At 46.3% G+C, this 17844-nt stretch carries 15 protein-coding genes and 1 pseudogene; 7 read left to right on the top strand and 9 right to left on the bottom strand.

Going from position 1 to position 17844, the window contains the following annotated elements; genetic code table 11:
* The first annotated feature begins 62 nt into the window (after positions 1–62).
* Entirely contained in the window at positions 63–3200 is a 3138-nt protein-coding gene (locus QUA13_RS12650; protein WP_333198834.1) for an efflux RND transporter permease subunit, read from the top strand.
* Between the two features lie 268 nt (positions 3201–3468).
* Here QUA13_RS12650 and QUA13_RS12655 read toward each other — a convergent pair whose 3' ends face one another.
* The gene (locus QUA13_RS12655) at positions 3469–3618 is read right to left on the bottom strand and encodes a hypothetical protein (protein WP_333198836.1); all 150 of its coding nucleotides are present in this window, start codon (positions 3616–3618) and stop codon (positions 3469–3471) included.
* Positions 3619–3622: 4 nt separating this feature from the next.
* On the opposite strand from QUA13_RS12655, the gene QUA13_RS12660 reads away from it, so the two are divergent.
* Positions 3623–6763, top strand: a complete 3141-nt coding sequence (locus QUA13_RS12660; protein WP_333198838.1) for an efflux RND transporter permease subunit — start codon at positions 3623–3625, stop codon at positions 6761–6763.
* Positions 6764–6784: 21 nt separating this feature from the next.
* Here QUA13_RS12660 and QUA13_RS12665 read toward each other — a convergent pair whose 3' ends face one another.
* The 4 genes from QUA13_RS12665 to dapB form a co-directional block, all read right to left on the bottom strand.
* The gene (locus QUA13_RS12665; protein WP_333198840.1) at positions 6785–7087 is read right to left on the bottom strand and encodes a DUF2442 domain-containing protein; all 303 of its coding nucleotides are present in this window, start codon (positions 7085–7087) and stop codon (positions 6785–6787) included.
* Positions 7084–7422 carry a DUF4160 domain-containing protein gene (locus tag QUA13_RS12670; protein ID WP_333198842.1) on the bottom strand — a complete coding sequence of 113 codons (339 nt, stop codon included), beginning with the start codon at positions 7420–7422 and terminating at the stop codon, positions 7084–7086. The genes QUA13_RS12665 and QUA13_RS12670 overlap by 4 nt, the downstream gene beginning before the upstream one ends.
* Entirely contained in the window at positions 7379–8089 is a 711-nt protein-coding gene (locus QUA13_RS12675; protein WP_333198844.1) for a phosphate ABC transporter permease, read from the bottom strand. Before QUA13_RS12675 ends, QUA13_RS12670 begins: the two co-directional genes overlap by 44 nt.
* Before the next feature lie 181 nt (positions 8090–8270).
* Positions 8271–9098 (bottom strand): 4-hydroxy-tetrahydrodipicolinate reductase, encoded by an 828-nt coding sequence (gene dapB / locus QUA13_RS12680; protein ID WP_333190555.1) that lies wholly within the window; start codon positions 9096–9098, stop codon positions 8271–8273.
* Between the two features lie 302 nt (positions 9099–9400).
* On the opposite strand from dapB, the gene QUA13_RS12685 reads away from it, so the two are divergent.
* The 5 genes and pseudogenes from QUA13_RS12685 to ruvC all read left to right on the top strand — a co-directional run bounded on the left by QUA13_RS12685 (position 9401) and on the right by ruvC (position 14565).
* On the top strand, positions 9401–11923 hold the full coding sequence (locus QUA13_RS12685) for an EAL domain-containing protein (protein ID WP_333198846.1): 2523 nt from the start codon (positions 9401–9403) through the stop codon (positions 11921–11923).
* A gap of 120 nt (positions 11924–12043) precedes the next feature.
* A pseudogene (locus QUA13_RS12690) lies at positions 12044–12385 on the top strand (DUF6883 domain-containing protein).
* Positions 12386–12393: 8 nt separating this feature from the next.
* Positions 12394–12699 (top strand): DUF4926 domain-containing protein, encoded by a 306-nt coding sequence (locus QUA13_RS12695; RefSeq protein WP_333198848.1) that lies wholly within the window; start codon positions 12394–12396, stop codon positions 12697–12699.
* Positions 12700–12825: 126 nt separating this feature from the next.
* Positions 12826–13941: a magnesium chelatase ATPase subunit I gene (bchI, locus tag QUA13_RS12700; RefSeq protein ID WP_445242708.1), complete on the top strand. Its 1116-nt coding sequence runs from the start codon at positions 12826–12828 to the stop codon at positions 13939–13941.
* A gap of 90 nt (positions 13942–14031) precedes the next feature.
* Positions 14032–14565, top strand: a complete 534-nt coding sequence (ruvC, locus tag QUA13_RS12705) for a crossover junction endodeoxyribonuclease RuvC (protein ID WP_172187982.1) — start codon at positions 14032–14034, stop codon at positions 14563–14565.
* A gap of 7 nt (positions 14566–14572) precedes the next feature.
* On the opposite strand, the gene QUA13_RS12710 is transcribed toward ruvC, so the two are convergent.
* The 4 genes from QUA13_RS12710 to QUA13_RS12725 are packed head-to-tail and all read right to left on the bottom strand — an operon-like array spanning position 14573 to position 17744.
* Entirely contained in the window at positions 14573–15142 is a 570-nt protein-coding gene (locus QUA13_RS12710) for a Uma2 family endonuclease (RefSeq protein ID WP_333198850.1), read from the bottom strand.
* Positions 15143–15158: 16 nt separating this feature from the next.
* Complete coding sequence (locus tag QUA13_RS12715) at positions 15159–16535, bottom strand: hypothetical protein (protein ID WP_333198852.1); 1377 nt, start codon at positions 16533–16535, stop codon at positions 15159–15161.
* Positions 16528–16992, bottom strand: coding sequence for a hypothetical protein (locus tag QUA13_RS12720; protein ID WP_333198853.1), 465 nt, complete (start codon positions 16990–16992; stop codon positions 16528–16530). The genes QUA13_RS12715 and QUA13_RS12720 overlap by 8 nt, the downstream gene beginning before the upstream one ends.
* Entirely contained in the window at positions 16989–17744 is a 756-nt protein-coding gene (locus QUA13_RS12725) for a CHAT domain-containing protein (RefSeq protein ID WP_333198855.1), read from the bottom strand. Before QUA13_RS12725 ends, QUA13_RS12720 begins: the two co-directional genes overlap by 4 nt.
* Between the last annotated feature and the right edge of the window lie 100 nt (positions 17745–17844).

Below are 17844 nucleotides of genomic sequence, written 5' to 3' on the forward strand. Positions count from 1 at the left end.
CAACAGTCAACAGTCAACAGTCAACAGTCAACAGTCATTCCGGTAAAACCGGAATTGATATAATGAATCTCTCAGAACCGTTTATTCGCCGTCCAATTATGACCACCTTGGTGATGGTGGCAATTCTGATTTTTGGTTGGATGAGTTATCGCTTACTGCCGATTAGCGATTTGCCAAACGTCGATTATCCCACGATTCAAGTCAGCGCTTCCCGGCCCGGCGCTAGCCCGGAAACGATGGCTGCATCGGTGGCGCGCCCGCTAGAAAAGCAATTTTCCAGCATTGCTGGACTCGATACGCTAACCTCAACGAGTACCAGCGGCAAAACTCAAATTACGCTTCAGTTCAATCTCAGCCACAATATTGACGATGCGGCGCAAGATGTGGAATCGGCAATTTCCTCGGCCTCGGGCCAAATGCCTAACGATTTGCCAAATCCGCCGACTTACAGCAAAGTCAATCCCGCCGACGGGCCAATTCTTTACCTTTATCTCACTTCCCCAACGCTTCCGCTTTCTGAGGTTGATAAATACGCACAAACCTATCTAGCGCAAAAGCTTTCGACAATCGCGGGTGTGGCGCAAGTGCAGATTTACGGTTCTCAAAAATATGCTGCTAGAATTCAACTCGATCCCCAACAGTTAGCAACGCGGCAAATTGGCATCGATCAAGTGCAAACTGCGATCGAACAAGGAAACGTCAACTTACCCACAGGAAGCCTTTCCGGCAGCCATAAAAACTTTACGGTGCAAACAAACGGACAGCTTCAGGATGCAGCAGCATTCCGCCGTTTAATTGTGACGTACAAAAATGGACAGCCTGTTTATCTCGAACAATTAGGACGAGTGGTTGACAGCGTAGAAAATACTCAACTTGCTAGTTGGTATAACAACGATCGCGCAATTATCCTCACGATTCAAAGACAGCCGGGCACAAATACTGTAGAAGTTGTAGAGACGATTCAAAAATTACTGCCCAACTTAAAAACTCAGATTCCGAGTTCGATCGAACTTGGGGTGATGTACGATGCGTCTCAATCAATTCGCGATTCCGTTGACGACGTTCGGTTTACCCTCGTTTTGACGATCGCCCTAGTTATCTTAGTAATATTCTTATTTTTACGCAATCTGTCTGCAACAGTAATTCCCAGTTTAGCGCTGCCGGTTTCGCTGATCGCAACCTTTGGGGTGATGCACTTATTCAACTACTCGCTAGATAACTTGTCGATGATGGCACTGACGCTATCCGTCGGCTTTGTAGTCGATGATGCGATCGTCATGCTCGAAAACATCGTCCGCCACATAGAAGAAGGAGAAAGCCCGCGAGAAGCGGCGCTAAACGGGTCTAGGGAAATCGGCTTTACGATTTTATCGATGACGCTTTCCTTGGTAGCGGTGTTTATTCCGATGTTATTTATGAGCGAGTTGTTGGGGCGCTTGTTTCATGAATTTGCAGTGACGATTGCAGTTTCAATTTTGGTTTCAGGCTTTGTATCTTTGAGCCTGACACCGATGTTGTGCAGCCGTTTTTTGCGTCCGGTAAATCACGCTAATCAAAGCCGGCTTTATCGAGCTTCAGAGTATGTATTCGAGGTCTTTTTGAGTTTGTACGATTGGAGCCTCAAGAAAGTTTTAAAATATCACCGCACCACGATGATTTTGTCATTCGCAATGGTGTTTGTCACAGTTGGACTATTTATCGCGGTTCCCAAAGGCTTTATTCCCAGCCAAGATACCGGACAAATCACGGGCATTACTCAAGCTGCACAAGATGCCTCTTTCGATGAATTAGTTCGCCACCAGCAAGCCGTTGTCAGGGCGATTCGCCAAGATCCAAATGTCGAAGCAGTTAACTCGAATATCGGGGCAGGAGCGAGTGCAAATGGCGGCGGGGCGGCAGTTGCTGGAAATTCGGGAAGCTTGTTTATTCGGCTGAAACCGCGCTCGCAGCGGCAGATGGGAGCCGATGAAATTGTGCAGAATTTGCGATCGCAACTAGCAGAGATTCCCGGCATTCAAGTCTTCTTGCAAAATCCTCCGGCAATCCCGCTGGGCACTCAACAAAGCACTGGATTGTATCAACTCGCGCTGCAAAGTTCTGACGTTTTACCACTGCGGCAATACGTCCCGCAACTGGTTGACAAAATGAAAGCAATGCCAGAAATTCAGGATGTTAACAGCGATTTACAGATGACTTCTCAAATCAAAATTGATATCGATCGCGACAAAGCCTCAGCATTAGGAATTACAGCTCAACAAATCGAAAACACCTTGAGAAATGCCTACGGCGCTTACCAAGTTTCCACGATTTACGGTGCGAGCAACGAGTATCAAGTTATTTTGGAACTAGAACCAAAGTATCAAAAAGATCCCAATGCTTTGATGCAGCTTTACATCGCTACAGCGGGAAGTAATTCGAGTGATGATTCTGGCGGTCAAACACAAGTACCGCTAGCTACGTTTGCCAAAATCACTCCGGGAATTGCACCGTTAATTGTCAACCACGTCGGTAGGATGAATGCTGCGACCATTTCCTACAACCTCGCTCCTGGGGTGGCGCTGGGAACGGCAAATAGTGCGATCGACAAAATCGTGAAATCGGTAATTCCTGACAGCATTTCTACCAATTATAAGGGCGCGAGCCAAGTATTTCAAAGTTCGCTGCCGAGTTTGGGTATCCTGTTGGCGATCGCAATTCTCGTCATCTATTTGATTCTCGGTATTTTGTACGAAGATTTCATCCATCCAATTACAATTCTGTCGGGATTGCCTTCGGCGGGATTTGGCGCATTATTGACGCTGATGTTGTTTGGCGTTGAACTCAACGTTTATTCATTCATCGGCATCATCTTGCTGGTAGGGATTGTTAAGAAAAACGGCATTATGATGGTGGATTTTGCGATCGAAGCCCAGCGCAACGATGGCAAAAAACCAGCCGAAGCAATCTATCAAGCGTGTTTAGTGCGCTTTCGACCGATTATGATGACCACAATGGCGGCACTAATGGGAACATTGCCGATCGCCCTAGGAGTTGGTGCGGGTTCGGAGTCTCGCCGCCCATTAGGAATTGCGGTTGTCGGCGGACTTTTGTTTTCACAAGTTTTGACACTGTATCTCACGCCCGTATTTTACATCTACATGGAATCGTGGCGGAAAAAGCTCAATGAGGTGAAGTTTCGGCAAGTTTTTTCATTTAAATGAGGACGGTAAAATAACCTTTATAAAATATTCGTAGGGTGCGTCGCCTGCGATAAATCCCCAACTAAATATGGACACTCGAGCGGGCGACGCACCTGTCTCATCGTGAGTAATCGTAGGGTGCGTCGCCTGCGATCGATCCCCAACTAAAGAGACAAGATTGCATAAGTCTTTGATTGATACATAAACCGCAGATGTCAAGCAGATAAACACAGATAAACGCAGATATTTTTAGGATAGTAAACCTGGTATAAGGTGCGTCGCCATAAGGTTATCGATATTTGGTTAAGTATTTTCGAGGGCGACACACCCTACAACTTCTTCCCTCTTCCTTCTTCCCTTTTCCTTCTTCCTTCTTCCTTCTTCCTTCTTCCTTCTTCCTTCTTCCTTCTTCCTTCTTCCTTCTTCCTTCTTCCTTCATAATTATGAACCTTTCAGAAATTTTTATCCGCCGCCCCGTGATGACCGCACTGGTCACAATCGGCATCTTAATCTTCGGTTTGATGAGTTATTTTCTGCTACCAATTAGCGCCTTGCCTCACGTTGAATATCCCTTTGTAAGTGTCTCTGCTAGCTTACCGGGTGCCACCCCCGAAACAATGTCATCCTCAGTTGCCGCGCCGCTAGAAAGACAGTTCACTGAAATAGCTGGCCTCAATTCGTTTAACTCCACCAGTTCCACCGGTAGCGCGAACATTTCCCTACAATTCGACTTCAGCCGCAGTGTGAATTCTGCTGCTAAAGACGTACAAGCTGCGATCGCCGCCGCTGCAGGTTCATTGCCATCTGGAATGCCCAAACCGCCAACCTACCGGAAAGTTAACCCTTCTGTTGCGCCGGTTCTCTACCTTTATTTGTACTCAAAAACCCTGCCAATTGCAGAAGTGGATGAAGCCGCAGAAGTGACGATCGCACAACCCATTTCTGCGATCGACGGTGTGGCGCAAGTGCAGGTTTACGGGCAGAAACAATATGCAGTGCGGATTCAACTCGATCCGCGAGAATTGACCTCAAGGGGAATCGGATTAGATCAAGTTAGAACCGCTGTTACGCAAGGAAATGTAAACTTGCCAACCGGAAGCCTTTCTGGCGATAACAAAAGCTATTTAATTCAGGTAAACGGTCAATTGAACCGTGCAGCAGAATATCGATCGCTGATCGTTGCTTACAAAAATGGCGCAGCAGTGCGGCTGCAAGATTTAGGAAACGTGATTGACGACGTGCAGAATAACAAAGTCTTGAATTTGTACACCGATAAAAATGTTACAAATCAACCTGCAATCTTGCTGGCAGTGCAGCCTCAACCCGATGGGAATACTGTCGAAATCGTCGATTCGATCGTGCAAATGTTACCCGCACTCAAACAACAAATTCCCCAATCGATCGAAATGGGAATTATGTACGATCGTTCTCAATCAATTCGGGCTTCTGTAGATGATGTGAAGTTCTCCTTAGTTTTGTCGGTGTGTCTGGTTGTCTTAGTAATTTTTCTATTTTTGCGGAACCTCACAGCGACGCTAATTCCGAGTTTAGCTTTGCCTGTGGCGATTATCGGTACGTTTGCGGTGATGTATCAGTTGGGATACTCCTTAGATAACCTGTCTCTGATGGCGCTGACGCTTTCAGTAGGGTTTGTGGTGGATGATGCCATCGTAGTTCTCGAAAATATTGTTCGCCACCAAGAAATGGGAGAAGCACCGCTAGAAGCAGCATTAAAAGGATCGAAAGAAATTGGTTTTACCATTATTTCAATGACGCTTTCATTAGTCGCCGTGTTTATTCCGATCATGTTTATGGGCGGGTTAATCGGTCGGTTATTCCACGAATTTGCTGTGACTATTTCTGTGGCAATTTTGGTTTCGGGATTTGTTTCTCTGAGCCTCACGCCGATGTTGTGCAGTCGATTTCTCAAATCGTCCCACCAACACAAACAAAACCGCTTCTACCACCTTTCAGAGCGGGGATTCGAGCTGCTGCTGCAAGGATATGAGTGGACGCTAAAACCTGTTCTGAAATACCGTTTCGTGACGCTAATTGTTTCTGTAATTCTGCTGGGATTTACGGCTTATCTGTTCGTTTTGGTTCCAAAAGGCTTTATTCCGACTGAAGACACCGGACAACTGATGGCTAACACAAAAGGAGCGCAAGATATCTCCTTTGAAGATATGCTGCTTCACCAACAACAAATCGTTAATATCATTCGGAAAAATCCCAACATCGCAGCGTTGAACTCAACTGTAGGTGCGAGCGGGCCGAACGCATCTGCGAACAACGGACGCATTACCATTAGGCTCAAACCGCGATCGCAGCGCCGCCTCAGTGCCGACGAAATCATCCAACAACTGACTCCTAAATTGCGCGGAATTCCAGGGATTCAAGCTTTTTTACGCTCTCCTGCTGCGATTCCGATCGGCGGTCAACAAACAAATTCACAATATCAGTTTACGGTGCAAAGTTTAGACTTGCAAGCGCTGCGTCAAGCGGTGCCGGAATTGTTAGCTAAAATCAAAACGCTACCGGGATTGCGCGGTGTAGATAGCGATTTGCAACTGAGCACGCCTCAGCTTCAAGTTAAAGTCGATCGCGACAAAGCCGCAACCGTCGGCGTTAGTGCTCAACAAGTGCAAAAAACCCTCAGCGCAGCTTACGGTTCTGGACAGGTTTCGACGATTTATACCCCTAACAATCAATTTACGGTTGTGTTAGAACTAAAGCCTGAGTATCAGCGCGATCCGAGTGCTTTGTCGATGCTTTACGTGCGATCGAACACCGGACAAATGATATCGCTAAGTGCGATCGCAAATGTCACCCAAACAGTCGGCCCGCTAACCGTCAATCACCTAACCGGATTGCCCTCTGCTACAATCTCCTTTGACACTCTTCCAGGCACCTCGCTGAGTCAAGCAACCGCAGCAATCGAGAAAGTTGCAAAGGATATTTTGCCGCCGTCAGTGACAACAAGTTTCCAAGGTGCAGCACAGGTATTCAACCAATCTTTTAACGATCTAGGTTGGTTGTTGCTGGTTTCTATTCTGGTGATTTATTTAATTCTCGGCATTTTGTACGAGGATTTCATTCACCCGCTGACAATTTTGTCAGGTTTGCCGTCAGCCGGATTTGGTGCACTGTTAACGCTGGTAATCTTTCAGGTTGAACTCAATCTCTATTCGTTTATCGGGATTATTCTGCTGGTGGGAATTGTCAAGAAAAACGGTATTATGCTAGTAGATTTTGCGATCGAGAAACAGCGCCAAGAAGGCAGAAGCGCGTTTGAGGCTATTTACGAAGCCTGCATCGTCCGCTTCCGTCCGATTATGATGACAACGATGGCGGCTTTAATTGGAACTTTGCCGATCGCCCTGGGAGTTGGTAGCGGTTCCGAGTCGCGCCGCCCGTTGGGAATTGCGATCGTCGGTGGATTGCTATTTTCGCAAGTTTTAACGCTGTATCTTACTCCGGTATTTTACACTTATATGGAAGGGTGGCGAAAACGGCTAGGTCAACCAAAAATGAAGCTGTCTAAATTTTTCTGGCGTACGAAAACTAAACCTTCTAGCCCAAATTAAAAGGTGTTTGTAGCGAGGAAGTTAGTCATTAGTTATGCGGTTAATTAACCAACTTTCAAACGATCGTTGACTTTCACTGCTGCGTCTGTCGGCTAGCAAACCTTCAACTCCAATATGTTCGTCTAAATCAACCCATTCAATGGCATAACCATCTCCAAGTAGCTGCCAATTATGTCTTTCCTCCGGGGAACCGTGCAACAAACGGGGATACCAAGCTAAGGGCACGCTCAAACTGCGACCATCAACTAAGTCCACAATTACTTTTTCATCTGTCACCGTGACTTTAATTACGAGGGGTTCTGTTTCAAGTACCAAAGTAGTCATGCCAAGCCTCCAACAATATTTGGTTCGTATTCCTCTACAAGACGAGCAATCTGGTTTAATTCATGCTCTTTGAAGCCTCGATTTTTTTCTAGAGATACAGGATTCATCCAAAATTTGGCAAGTTGCCGATCGCGCTTAACATGAATGTGGGCTGGTTCGCCTCGATCGGAACTAAAAAAGATGAAACTGTATGGTCCAACCTGAAGAACCGTAGGCATTAGCTGTGATCGGAGTGAATTTTCTCCTAAGTTTAACTTGCGATCGCTCTTAAATGTTGGGTACTTTTCAAAATTAATAATCAGCGGACGATCGCCTTTTTGAACTTCTACTGTCATTATCCCGAGCGCGGTCTTTTTTCCTACCTTTCTTAATTTGCTGACTCATCTCAACAAATACATCTTTACGCAAATAAGGATAGTCGCTCACCCACACGTCGCGGCTGGGAATGTAAATATCTGAAACTTTAGCAATCCGGCCCAAATCTTCTTGATTTGACATGATTAACATTAAAGCAGCTTGGCCGGGGGCAATTCCTTGGTGGTTTTTCTGCAAGGGAGCTCGGAGTGTAGTAGTAAATCCCGTTTTGTCGCCAACTTCTAAATTAATTCGCGGTTCTAAGTTGTCAACAATTACGAGTTGTCCTTTTTGATTGACTGTTTCTTCTTGGCTTGTGACTTCATCTGTGATATAAATATCTAAAACTCGTCCTTGCCAAAAACCGCAGTATTGATATTTGCGGCATTCTGCATTCCGCAAACTCGCCCACAAAATCGGCCCCCACAGCCAATACAAACCTGCAATCAATCCGGTGATTAAAACTAGCGGCGCGACATCGGAACCGGCGAAGTTATAGACTATCAGCACGAAAACTACTGTTACCGCTGAGATTAACATTCGCCTCAAAAAATCGGGCGGTTTTCCCCAGATATATTTGTATTGCGCTCCCGTGGCGACGGCGGGAATTAGTTCTTGAAAGGTTTCGCGGGTTAAGGGAATTAGCATAGGAAGTTCGGCAACAGATTTTGTAACAAATCCAACGGATGTCTGTTCGGCAGGGGATTGTATAAGCGTTGTAACGGATTTAAGGGATTGATGTTGAAGTCAGAAATCAGAAGTCAGAAGTTAGAAGTTAGATTAATTCCACATTACCAAGAACTAATGACTAATGACTAATGACTAATGACTACAATATCTTTTCCAGACCGTAAACGAGCGATCGCAGTTCAAGGACTTTGCGTATAGACAGCAACACTCCGGGCATATAACAAGCTCGATCGCTCGTATCGTGTCGTAAAGTATAAACTTGACCGGCGCCGCCAAAAATTACTTCTTGGTGGGCAATTAAACCGGGTAAACGGATGCTGTGAATGCGAATCCCTTCATCGGCTAAAGAGCCCCGAGCTCCGGCTAATTTTTCGGTTTCATCCACCTCGGGGGGATTGAATGTTTTTCCCATTTCTGCTAGCATTTGGGCAGTTTGAATGGCTGTGCCGCTGGGGGCGTCGGCTTTTTGATTGTGGTGCAGCTCGATAATTTCTACGTGTTCAAAATACTGAGATGCCGTGACAGCGGCTTGTTGGAGCAAAACCATGCCGATCGAGAAATTCGGTATAATCAAACATCCAGTGCTGGCTTTTTCAGCGAATTCACCTAAGTTTTCAATTTGCTTGCTGCTCAATCCGGTAGTGCCGACTACGGGGCGAATCCCGTAAGCTATAGCCGATCGCACGTTTTCATAAACCGACTTCGGGTGCGTGAAATCTACCATTACCCCTAACTGCTTTTCCTGAGCAGCTAATACCAGCATTCCTTGCAAGTCGTCAGTGATCGGAACTTCTAGCGGGCCGCATCCGGCTAATTCCCCGGCATCGGCGTTGAGGCACTCAGGAGAGCGGTCTACAGCCCCAAATAAGGTCATGTCACTAGCATGGGCGATCGCCTTAATTACTTCACGGCCCATTTTGCCTGCTGCACCGTTAACAATCACCGGAATCGGAAGTTGATTCGCCATAATCTCAAAAATATCCTGAAAGTTTGATCGACTAAATTTTAACGCTTGTGGGAATTTGGGGAAACAAGGAATTAAAGACAGAATTTGTCGGCAAATCTTCAGAAACCCGGTTCCCATCCGAGAAATACTTTGCCAAATCGAGTTATTAGCTTAAAGAAACTCGGTTGCGGCACAAGTTCTGAAAAAATTATATTCAATCTCATATTAAGCCCAATTCTGTAAGAACAGACTTGGGCAAAGCTAATTTGCACCGACATATTTTTTTTGTGACTGCCAACTTCTCTCGAAATCTTCGATCTGTAATGTCTGTCGCAACTGGCTTCGACCTGAGTTCTCAAAACCGACGGGTCAGGATTTTGCCTGCAATGCTGGCGGGCGCGACTGTAACGCTGCTAAATATGGGAGTTAGGCAGTTGGGAGGCCTGCAAAGCTGGGAATTGGGGAGTTTTGACTCGTTAGTGCGCTTGCAGCTAGATTCCGGCCCCGATCCGCGGCTGCTGGTAGTGGCAATTTCTGAGGCCGATATTCAAGCTTTGGGGAGATTTCCGATTTCCGACAAGGCGATCGCTCAAACCTTGACAAAACTGCAAAAGTATCAGCCAAAAGTCATAGGCTTGGATTTGTACCGGGATTTGCCTCAAGCGCCGGGACACCAAGAATTGCTGGCCGCGCTGAAAGCACCGAATGTTGTGGCGATCAACCAATTGAGCGATTCAGAAAGTCCGGGAGTGCCGGCGCCTCCGGGGATACCGCCCGATCGGGTTGGTTTTAACGACTTCGTGCTCGATGCTGACGGCGTTGTACGCCGCAATTTACTTTCAGTCTCGCAAGCACAGAAGACTGCTGCTTTCTCGTTTTCTATGCAAGTGGCTTTGTTGTATCTCAAAGACAGACTGCTGCCGACAATTAGCCCGATTAATCCCAAACAAATCAACTGGGGAAAAGCAGAATTTGTGCCTTTAACTTCTGACAGCGGCGGCTATGCAAATATTGACGCCAGAGGCTACCAAATTCTGCTCAAATACCGTTCTGGCAATCATGTGGCGCGACAAGTCACTATCAGGCAGGTATTGAACGGAGAAGTTGACCCGAGTTGGATAAGGGACAAGATTGTGTTGATCGGGACGACGGCACCGAGTACCAGAGATTTGTTTTTGACCCCCTACAGCCCGGTTCAAAAGCAAAGTCCGAAAATGCCGGGGGTGCTGGTTCACGCGCAAATGCTCAGCCAAATATTGAGTGCGGTTTTGGATGGGGGATCGCTGTTTTGGGTGTGGCCGGAATGGGCGGAAATTTTGTGGAACGGTACTTGGGCGATGGTAGGCGGGGTTGTGGCTTGGCGGATTCAGCACCCTGCGAGGGCGGGATTAGTTGGGGGTGCGGCGTTGATGGGTCTGTTGGGGATTAGTTTTGGGATTTTTACTGGGGGTGGGTGGGTGCCGCTGGTGTCGCCGGCTTTGAGTTTGGTGTTGACTGGTGGGGGCGTCAGCGCTTACAGGAAGCTTTACGATGCTTTTCACGATTCTCTGACGGGTTTGCCCAACCGGGATTTGTTCGTGGATTGTCTGGGGCGGGCGATCGCCAATACTAGGGGCCGCCGCAGCTATCTGTTTGCGGTGCTGTTTTTGGATTTAGACAGGTTTAAGGTGATTAATGATTCTTTGGGTCATTTGGCGGGGGACGAACTGCTGATGTCGGTAGTGCAGCGGTTGAGGGCAAGTATTGGCTCCGGAGATACTGTGGCGCGGGTGGGGGGTGACGATTTTGCGATTTTGGTGAGGAATGTTGATGTTGGCAGTGCGGTGGATTTGGCCGATCGAATTCACCAAGCTTTAATTGTGCCTTTTGATTTGAAGGGGCAGGAGGTGTTTGTGACGGCGAGCATCGGGATTGCCCTGGGGGGCGAACCCGCTGCTACTGTGAGCGAACAGCCGGAACACTTGCTGAGGGACGCCCACACGGCGATGTACCGGGCGAAGGCTTTGGGAACGGGAAGGTATCAGGTGTTTAATGCTTCGATGCACGCTTTGGCAGTGGAGAGGTTGCAGTTGGAGACTGATTTGCGGATGGCCCTCAAGCGTCAGGAGTTTTTGCTGCACTACCAGCCTTTTGTATCTTTGGCAAGCGGGAGGATTATTGGGTTTGAGGCTTTGGTACGCTGGCAGCACCCGCTGCGGGGCTTGATTTCGCCGGTGAAGTTTATTCCGGTGGCTGAGGAAACGGGGGCAATTGTGCCGCTGGGCGACTGGGTGCTGGAGGAGGCTTGCCGGCAGTTGCGACGGTGGGAGGAAATGTTTGATTTCGATCGGCCTTTGATTATGAGTGTAAATTTATCTGGGAAGCAGTTTGCTCAGCCGGATTTGGTCGATCGCATTCAGGCTATTTTGGGGGCAACGGGTTTGAGTCCCGAGAGTTTGAAGTTGGAGATTACTGAGAGTGTGGTGATGGATGATGTGGAGTCGGCGATCGCGGTTTTGAAGCAGATGAAAGCGTTAAATGTCAACTTGGGAATTGATGATTTTGGCACTGGTTATTCGTCGTTGAGTTATTTGAGTCGGTTTCCTACGGATACTTTGAAGGTTGATAAGTCGTTTGTGGGGCGGATGGAGATCGAAAGCGAGGGGGAGAATGTGGCGATCGTGCGGACGATTGTGGCGCTGGCTCACGCTTTGGGTATGGATGTGATTGCTGAGGGTGTGGAGACGGCGGCACAATTAGCTAGGTTGAGGTCGATCGGCTGCGAATACGGTCAGGGTTATTTTTTTGCTAAACCGTTACCGAGCGAGGCTGCGACTGCTTTGATGGCTTCCGAGCCGCAGTGGTAGTTAGTTGTGGGTTATTAGTTATTAGTTATTGTACGTTAGAACTCAAATTGAAAGTCGATAGGGTTTGCAAAACAGCTCTTTAATCTGTTAGGTGGTAAAATTAGTGCTAGGTACACAAACATGAAGCTGAAAGAACTTGTCAGCCATCTGGTTATCGAGCCTCGAAAATTAACAGAGTATGCTCTTAATTTAGATAATCCAGTCGGTAGCGATAAAGCTGTAATATTTCAGCGTCGTTGAGGATTTAGCCAAGAAAACTATGAATTGCTGTTAGCACAGATTTCAGTTAAAACTCTTGATTCTGAAGCAATTTTATGACTAAATGACAAACACGGACAGCGCTATACTGTAGACTTGGAAATTCTGGGCGAACAGGGACAGCAGGGGATTGTCCGTACAGGTTGGATCGTAGAACCGAGTAGTAATGGGGCGAGACTGGTAAGACTATTCGTTCGGAGGTAAGCACGATCGTGCCAGAATTATTTGATGTAGTCGAATTGTTAGTAACATTACCTGAATCTAATTTGCACCAGGGTGTTAGAGGGGCAATTGTAGATTGTTATGATGATGGAAATTACGAGGTAGAATTTAGCGATCGATGTGGCGAAACGATAGCTTTGTGTACTCTGTCTACCGAGCAGTTTTTAGTTGTTTGGAAGTCGAAAGAAAGGCGGTGGTTGTCTGTATCTGAGCTATTAGCTGCGATGGTTGAACGTTTGTCTGATGAAAGCCAGCAACAAATTTTAGAGTTTGCGCGTTCTGTGTCTCAGAAATAGTCTGTTTTTGGCGGGGTTTTGAGAGGAATCAGATAAACTCTGTACTTGGATTTCAAGGCTGGCGATCGATTGTTGTCCGCTTGTATGTCACAATAAACAAGCAATTATTATATTTTGAGTTATCCTGTGAGTCCTACTGCCGAAGTCAGCAATAACCTGAATGCGGGCGTTCTACCAACCGTTACCGCTACTCCAGCCCGCCGCGCTGTTTTTCCCTTCACTGCAATTGTTGGCCAGGAGGAGATGAAACTGGCGCTGCTGTTGAATGTCATCGATCCCAAAATTGGCGGGGTGATGATTATGGGCGATCGAGGTACTGGTAAATCTACCACAATCCGCGCCCTCACTGATTTGCTGCCGGAAATTGAGGTGGTGGCTGACGATCCTTTTAACAGTCATCCCACCGATCCGGATTTGATGAGTGATGAGGTGCGCGATCGCACTTTATCTCAAACTGACATTAAAATCGCCCGCAAAAAAGTCCAAATGGTAGACTTGCCTCTGGGCGCTACCGAAGACCGAGTTTGCGGTACGATCGACATCGAGAAAGCTTTGTCGGAAGGTGTTAAAGCTTTTGAACCCGGCCTTTTAGCTAAAGCTAACCGCGGCATTCTTTACGTTGATGAAGTCAATTTGCTCGACGATCATTTAGTCGATGTTTTGCTCGACTCCGCCGCCAGCGGTTGGAATACTGTTGAAAGAGAAGGCATTTCGATCCGCCACCCGGCTAAGTTTATTTTAATCGGTTCCGGGAATCCAGAAGAAGGAGAATTGCGGCCGCAGTTGCTCGACAGATTCGGGATGCACGCAGAAATTCGGACTGTAAAAGACCCGAATTTAAGAGTGGAAATTGTCGAACAGCGATCGAGTTTTGACCAAAATCCGCCGGAGTTTCTCGCGAAATATCAGCACGAACAAGATGATATGCAGCAGAAGTTGGTGGAAGCTCAGGAAAGGTTGAAATCGGTAACTATCGATCGAGATTTGCGAGTAAAAATTTCCCAAGTTTGCGCAGAATTGGACGTAGACGGACTGCGGGGCGATTTGGTCACAAACCGCGCGGCGAAAGCTTTCACGGCTTTGGAATGCCGCACAGAGGTGACTGTGGACGATATTCGCCGGGTGATGACTCTGTGTTTGCGGCACCGATTGCGGAAAGACCCGCTAGAATCAATAGATTCAGGCTATAAAGTGACAAAAGTGTTCGATCGGGTATTCGGCCTAGAAACAACTGAGGGGTAATTGGTAATTGGTAATTGGTAATTGGTGGTGATGAAACATTTCCCAAATTTTTAATACCTCATTTCCCATTTCCAATTACTAATTTCTGCAATGGAAAAACGAATTTTAGGATTAGATCCGGGTTTAGCAAATCTTGGCTACGGGGCAATTTCTTGTCAAATTGTCCCCGGCAAACAAGATAAAAACAGCGTTTCCCTGATTGATTGCGGCGTCATACAAACAACGCCAAAACAGGAAATGGGACAGCGGTTAAAAACAATTTACGACGATTTGCACGAGGTAATTGAACAGATTAAACCCGATCTAGCAATTGCCGAAAAACTGTTCTTTTACAAGATGGGAAATACGATACTTGTAGCCCAAGCGCGGGGCGTTTTGACGCTAGTATTGGCGCAGTGTGGAGTGCCGCTGTTTGAGTTTACGCCGGCTCAAATTAAGCAAGCTTTGACAGGCCGCGGTAATGCGGATAAATCTGAAGTGCAAGAGGCCGTGGCGCGGGAGTTAGAGTTGGGTTATATTCCGAAACCCGACGATGCGGCGGATGCTTTGGCGGTGGCTTTGACTGGTTGGTACGATGATGATATTTGTCCGAAGAAAATACAGTTGGAAACAGGAAAAATTTGAGGCAAGATCAAATCATCGGCAAATTAAGAACAAATCCGGGCAAGACATCTTCTCCCGATAAACTTACAGGAAATTGTACAATCTCTACTTCGCGAGAAGGGCGGTAAATCTCCACTTGTTCGTCTAGAGGATTAATTAACCAACCCAAGCGTAAACCGCTGTTTAGATACTCCTGCATTTTCTCCTGAAGCGGCTGCAGCGGGTCTGGGCGCGATCGCAATTCTATGACAAAATCAGGACAGATTGGCGGAAATTTTTCTTGTTCTTCTGTTGTTAAAGCAGACCATCTTTCTAAGCTAACCCAAGCTGCATCAGGCGATCGATCGCCATTATTAGGCAAGCGAAAAATTGTGGAAGAACTAAACACTATCCCTAGCTGCGTTTGACGGTTCCACAAGCCCAACTCTGTAATTAAATAGGCTTCTCGATTGCCGCTGACTCCGCCTACTGGTGACATAATGATAATTTCTCCTTTAGCAGTCCGTTCAAATTGCCAATCTCGATTCATCTGGCACAAACGGTAAAACTGTTCGTCTGTTAGTTCGACAGTATCTAAGTTTAAAGTAACGGTTGTCATTTTTCCTAACTCCGTTTTAACGCCAATTTTTGCCAATTTTGATGAGGGCGAAGACGATGGCACCTGCTACAATTCCCCAACAAATACTCAACCCAAAAACTGCATTCACATCCATCGGATTTGCGGGGCTGGCCAGACTTTTAATTTGACTAGCATAAACGCTTGCGGCTACCCCGCTGATACCAATTCCCACACCGACGGTTCCAATTGTAACATTCAAAGTGCGATCGCTCTTAGCCCTCTCAATCTCAATAATCCCTTCAATCGTTTCGATTGCATTTTCCAACAATCTCAAACCCGCACTCAAACTCCTGTTATCCGCTTCTACTTGCCAAACATACTTCTCCTTAGCAAAATCGCTAAAACTTCTCATAAACTTGAAAGCTTCGGCATCACTTCCCATGTCCTTACCGATAGCTTCCAGCCGTCTCTTATAATTTTTGAGATTAGTTTTGATTGTATTTTCTTGCTCTTCTAATCTGCTGATATAATTAGCATAAACCGAGAATATTGTCAAGGAATTAACTAAACTTTGCTGCAATTCTTTCAGGTCAACTTTCGGCGCATTCACCTGTTCCGGCAATTTGCTAACAATGTCTTGAATTTTCCGCGAAGCATCTTTCAAGTCAGCCTTAAGTTGGCGGCTTTGAGTGTAAGCCCAAAGCACTTTATTGCGGTAGGCAAATAATCGCATTAAATGCGTATAAAGTTTAGCGACAGTCTTGCTAATATGGCGAATTGATTGACCGCTGTTGTAAGGAAACAAGCAAATTAAGACATGATAATTTTGGCTGATATTGCCCCTATCCCCAGGTGGTAGCCACAATTCGTAAAAATCAGCACCTAAAAATTTACCCTCAGCTTTTAAGTCTCTATCCCATTTAGCATTCGGGAATAGATTAAGTTTGCTGTAGCAATTTTTAGCTGTTATTAAAGCATCTTGGTCATCGGCAGTCAACTGTCCCCACACCAGCCAACTTTGACCGATGGTAGCCGGTGGATTGACGCGGGAAATTACTTGTTGTTGCAGCCATTCTAAACAGTCGATTTCTTTGGCTTCAAATTTCTGGTTCTCGTCAGTTTCTATTTTCCCTGACAAGTCAAATTGTGTCGCATAAGTATCGCCGATTTTGACGGGATAAGCATAGCCATCGAGGGGAGACTCAAATTTTGCTATTTTTGGATTGCCGAGTAACTCGATATAATCAGCAGTTTCAGTTTCAGCTTGTTTGAGTTTTTCTAGCTGCGGCGCAGAGATTTTGTCGCCATAAATTTTTTGCCAAAACTGTTGGCGGTTTTGGCTAATCTTGTCCTCATTTTGCCCGCTACCGTCTGCTAAATCGTAGATAAACAAATCAACAGTCGGGTAGATTAGCCAATTCTCGTTACTCATGGGCAAAACCGTCTGCACTTGACAATAAGATTGTATCTCGACTTGTTTGCACAGAGTCTCCAGCTTGCAAAAGTTTTCTGAGGAATTTTCCAAGCCCGCGAGGCTGGACTTTTGCCTCGATTTTATTGATAATTTCCGGCAAATTTGTCAAATCGCTGATGTCGCTAGCGGTGTTATCAGTTTCGGTGGTAGTAGTGTTGTTATTTTCAAATTCAGCATTCGGTAAAACATCTAATCCTTTGTTGCGTTGGCTGCTGTGATTCACTAACCAGACACGATTTTTTTGATAAGCCGCTAGCAGAGGAGGATGCAGTTTTGTAAGTCTTAGAATATCGGTAACCGTACAAGTTTCATCGGTTTTATTAAACTCGGATTGGACATCGGCAGGCAACGGTTCGGTTTGTTGCAATAGCGCCACAATAAAAGCTTGGAAAATCTCGTCTTGCGTGTCGTTCATAATCCTGTGATAGTAAAGGCAGCCCAATAGTAGGGATGCTGATAAGGTGGGTCTAATTCCATTGTAGCCAATGCTAGCTGATCGGTTTCCAAGGAATCGATTAAGGTAGCTTCAACTTCAGAAAGTTCGGGGCTGTTTGCGGAAATATTGTCGATTTCCCCTTGATACCAAGCCGCTAAATCCTCGCGGGTGGCTTCTCGCAGCCATTTTTGAGCATTTGCTAAAGCGACGGGCAGAGAATCGCCTGCTTCTCGCCACCGTTGGTAAAAATAAATCATTAATAACGTACTCGCACCAGATTCTATGGGCCACAGGGTACTGACGACACTGCCAACTCCGGCGCGCATAAAACCGCTAGTTAATCCTACATATTCGGCGAGAATTGTTTGTTTGTCTGTCAAGGCGGTTTCGCAGGCGGGGAGGCAGATTAATTTGTAGTTGCTGAGGTCATGTTTGATGATTTCTCGGACTGTTAATCGGTGGTTGCCGCTTAGGTATAAAGTCGATTCGAGGGGATTATCAAAATTATAGCTGCCGTGGCCGGTGAAGTGAAAAATATCGTGCGGCTGTTGCAATAATCTTTCGATTTCATCGAGGGTGGCTGCGTCTTCTTCGAGTCGGGTGGAATTGTCGAACATTCGGCAAATAATTTCCGATTCGATTTCGGCGGCGGGGAGAGGGGCGAGTCTTTTTTGTTGGCCGTTTTTCTCGGTAATTACGCTGTGGGGATTTTCGATGCTGAGGATGGTCATAGTCCCAGCATTCAAAGTCCCCCGGGAGCATCTCAATTATGCAATGAGTATAAATACTTGCAACAGTCCTATGCAAGAATTATGTAAAATGTAAAAACAC

The organism is Microcoleus sp. S28C3 (assembly GCF_036700785.1).
Taxonomy (GTDB): Bacteria; Cyanobacteriota; Cyanobacteriia; order Cyanobacteriales; family Microcoleaceae; genus Microcoleus; species Microcoleus asticus.

Excerpts from the sequence above, each read along its gene's own strand:
- QUA13_RS12685 (WP_333198846.1), top strand. The coding sequence starts at position 9,401 with ATGTCTGTCGCAACTGGCTTCGACCTGAGTTCTCAAAACCGACGGGTC.
- QUA13_RS12675 (WP_333198844.1), bottom strand. The coding sequence starts at position 8,089 with ATGCTAATTCCCTTAACCCGCGAAACCTTTCAAGAACTAATTCCCGCC.
- ruvC (WP_172187982.1), top strand. The coding sequence starts at position 14,032 with ATGGAAAAACGAATTTTAGGATTAGATCCGGGTTTAGCAAATCTTGGC.
- QUA13_RS12670 (WP_333198842.1), bottom strand. The coding sequence starts at position 7,422 with ATGACAGTAGAAGTTCAAAAAGGCGATCGTCCGCTGATTATTAATTTT.
- QUA13_RS12720 (WP_333198853.1), bottom strand. The coding sequence starts at position 16,992 with ATGAACGACACGCAAGACGAGATTTTCCAAGCTTTTATTGTGGCGCTA.
- QUA13_RS12655 (WP_333198836.1), bottom strand. The coding sequence starts at position 3,618 with ATGAAGGAAGAAGGAAGAAGGAAGAAGGAAGAAGGAAGAAGGAAGAAG.
- dapB (WP_333190555.1), bottom strand. The coding sequence starts at position 9,098 with ATGGCGAATCAACTTCCGATTCCGGTGATTGTTAACGGTGCAGCAGGC.
- QUA13_RS12665 (WP_333198840.1), bottom strand. The coding sequence starts at position 7,087 with ATGACTACTTTGGTACTTGAAACAGAACCCCTCGTAATTAAAGTCACG.
- QUA13_RS12660 (WP_333198838.1), top strand. The coding sequence starts at position 3,623 with ATGAACCTTTCAGAAATTTTTATCCGCCGCCCCGTGATGACCGCACTG.
- QUA13_RS12710 (WP_333198850.1), bottom strand. The coding sequence starts at position 15,142 with ATGACAACCGTTACTTTAAACTTAGATACTGTCGAACTAACAGACGAA.
- QUA13_RS12715 (WP_333198852.1), bottom strand. The coding sequence starts at position 16,535 with ATGAGTAACGAGAATTGGCTAATCTACCCGACTGTTGATTTGTTTATC.
- QUA13_RS12650 (WP_333198834.1), top strand. The coding sequence starts at position 63 with ATGAATCTCTCAGAACCGTTTATTCGCCGTCCAATTATGACCACCTTG.
- QUA13_RS12725 (WP_333198855.1), bottom strand. The coding sequence starts at position 17,744 with ATGACCATCCTCAGCATCGAAAATCCCCACAGCGTAATTACCGAGAAA.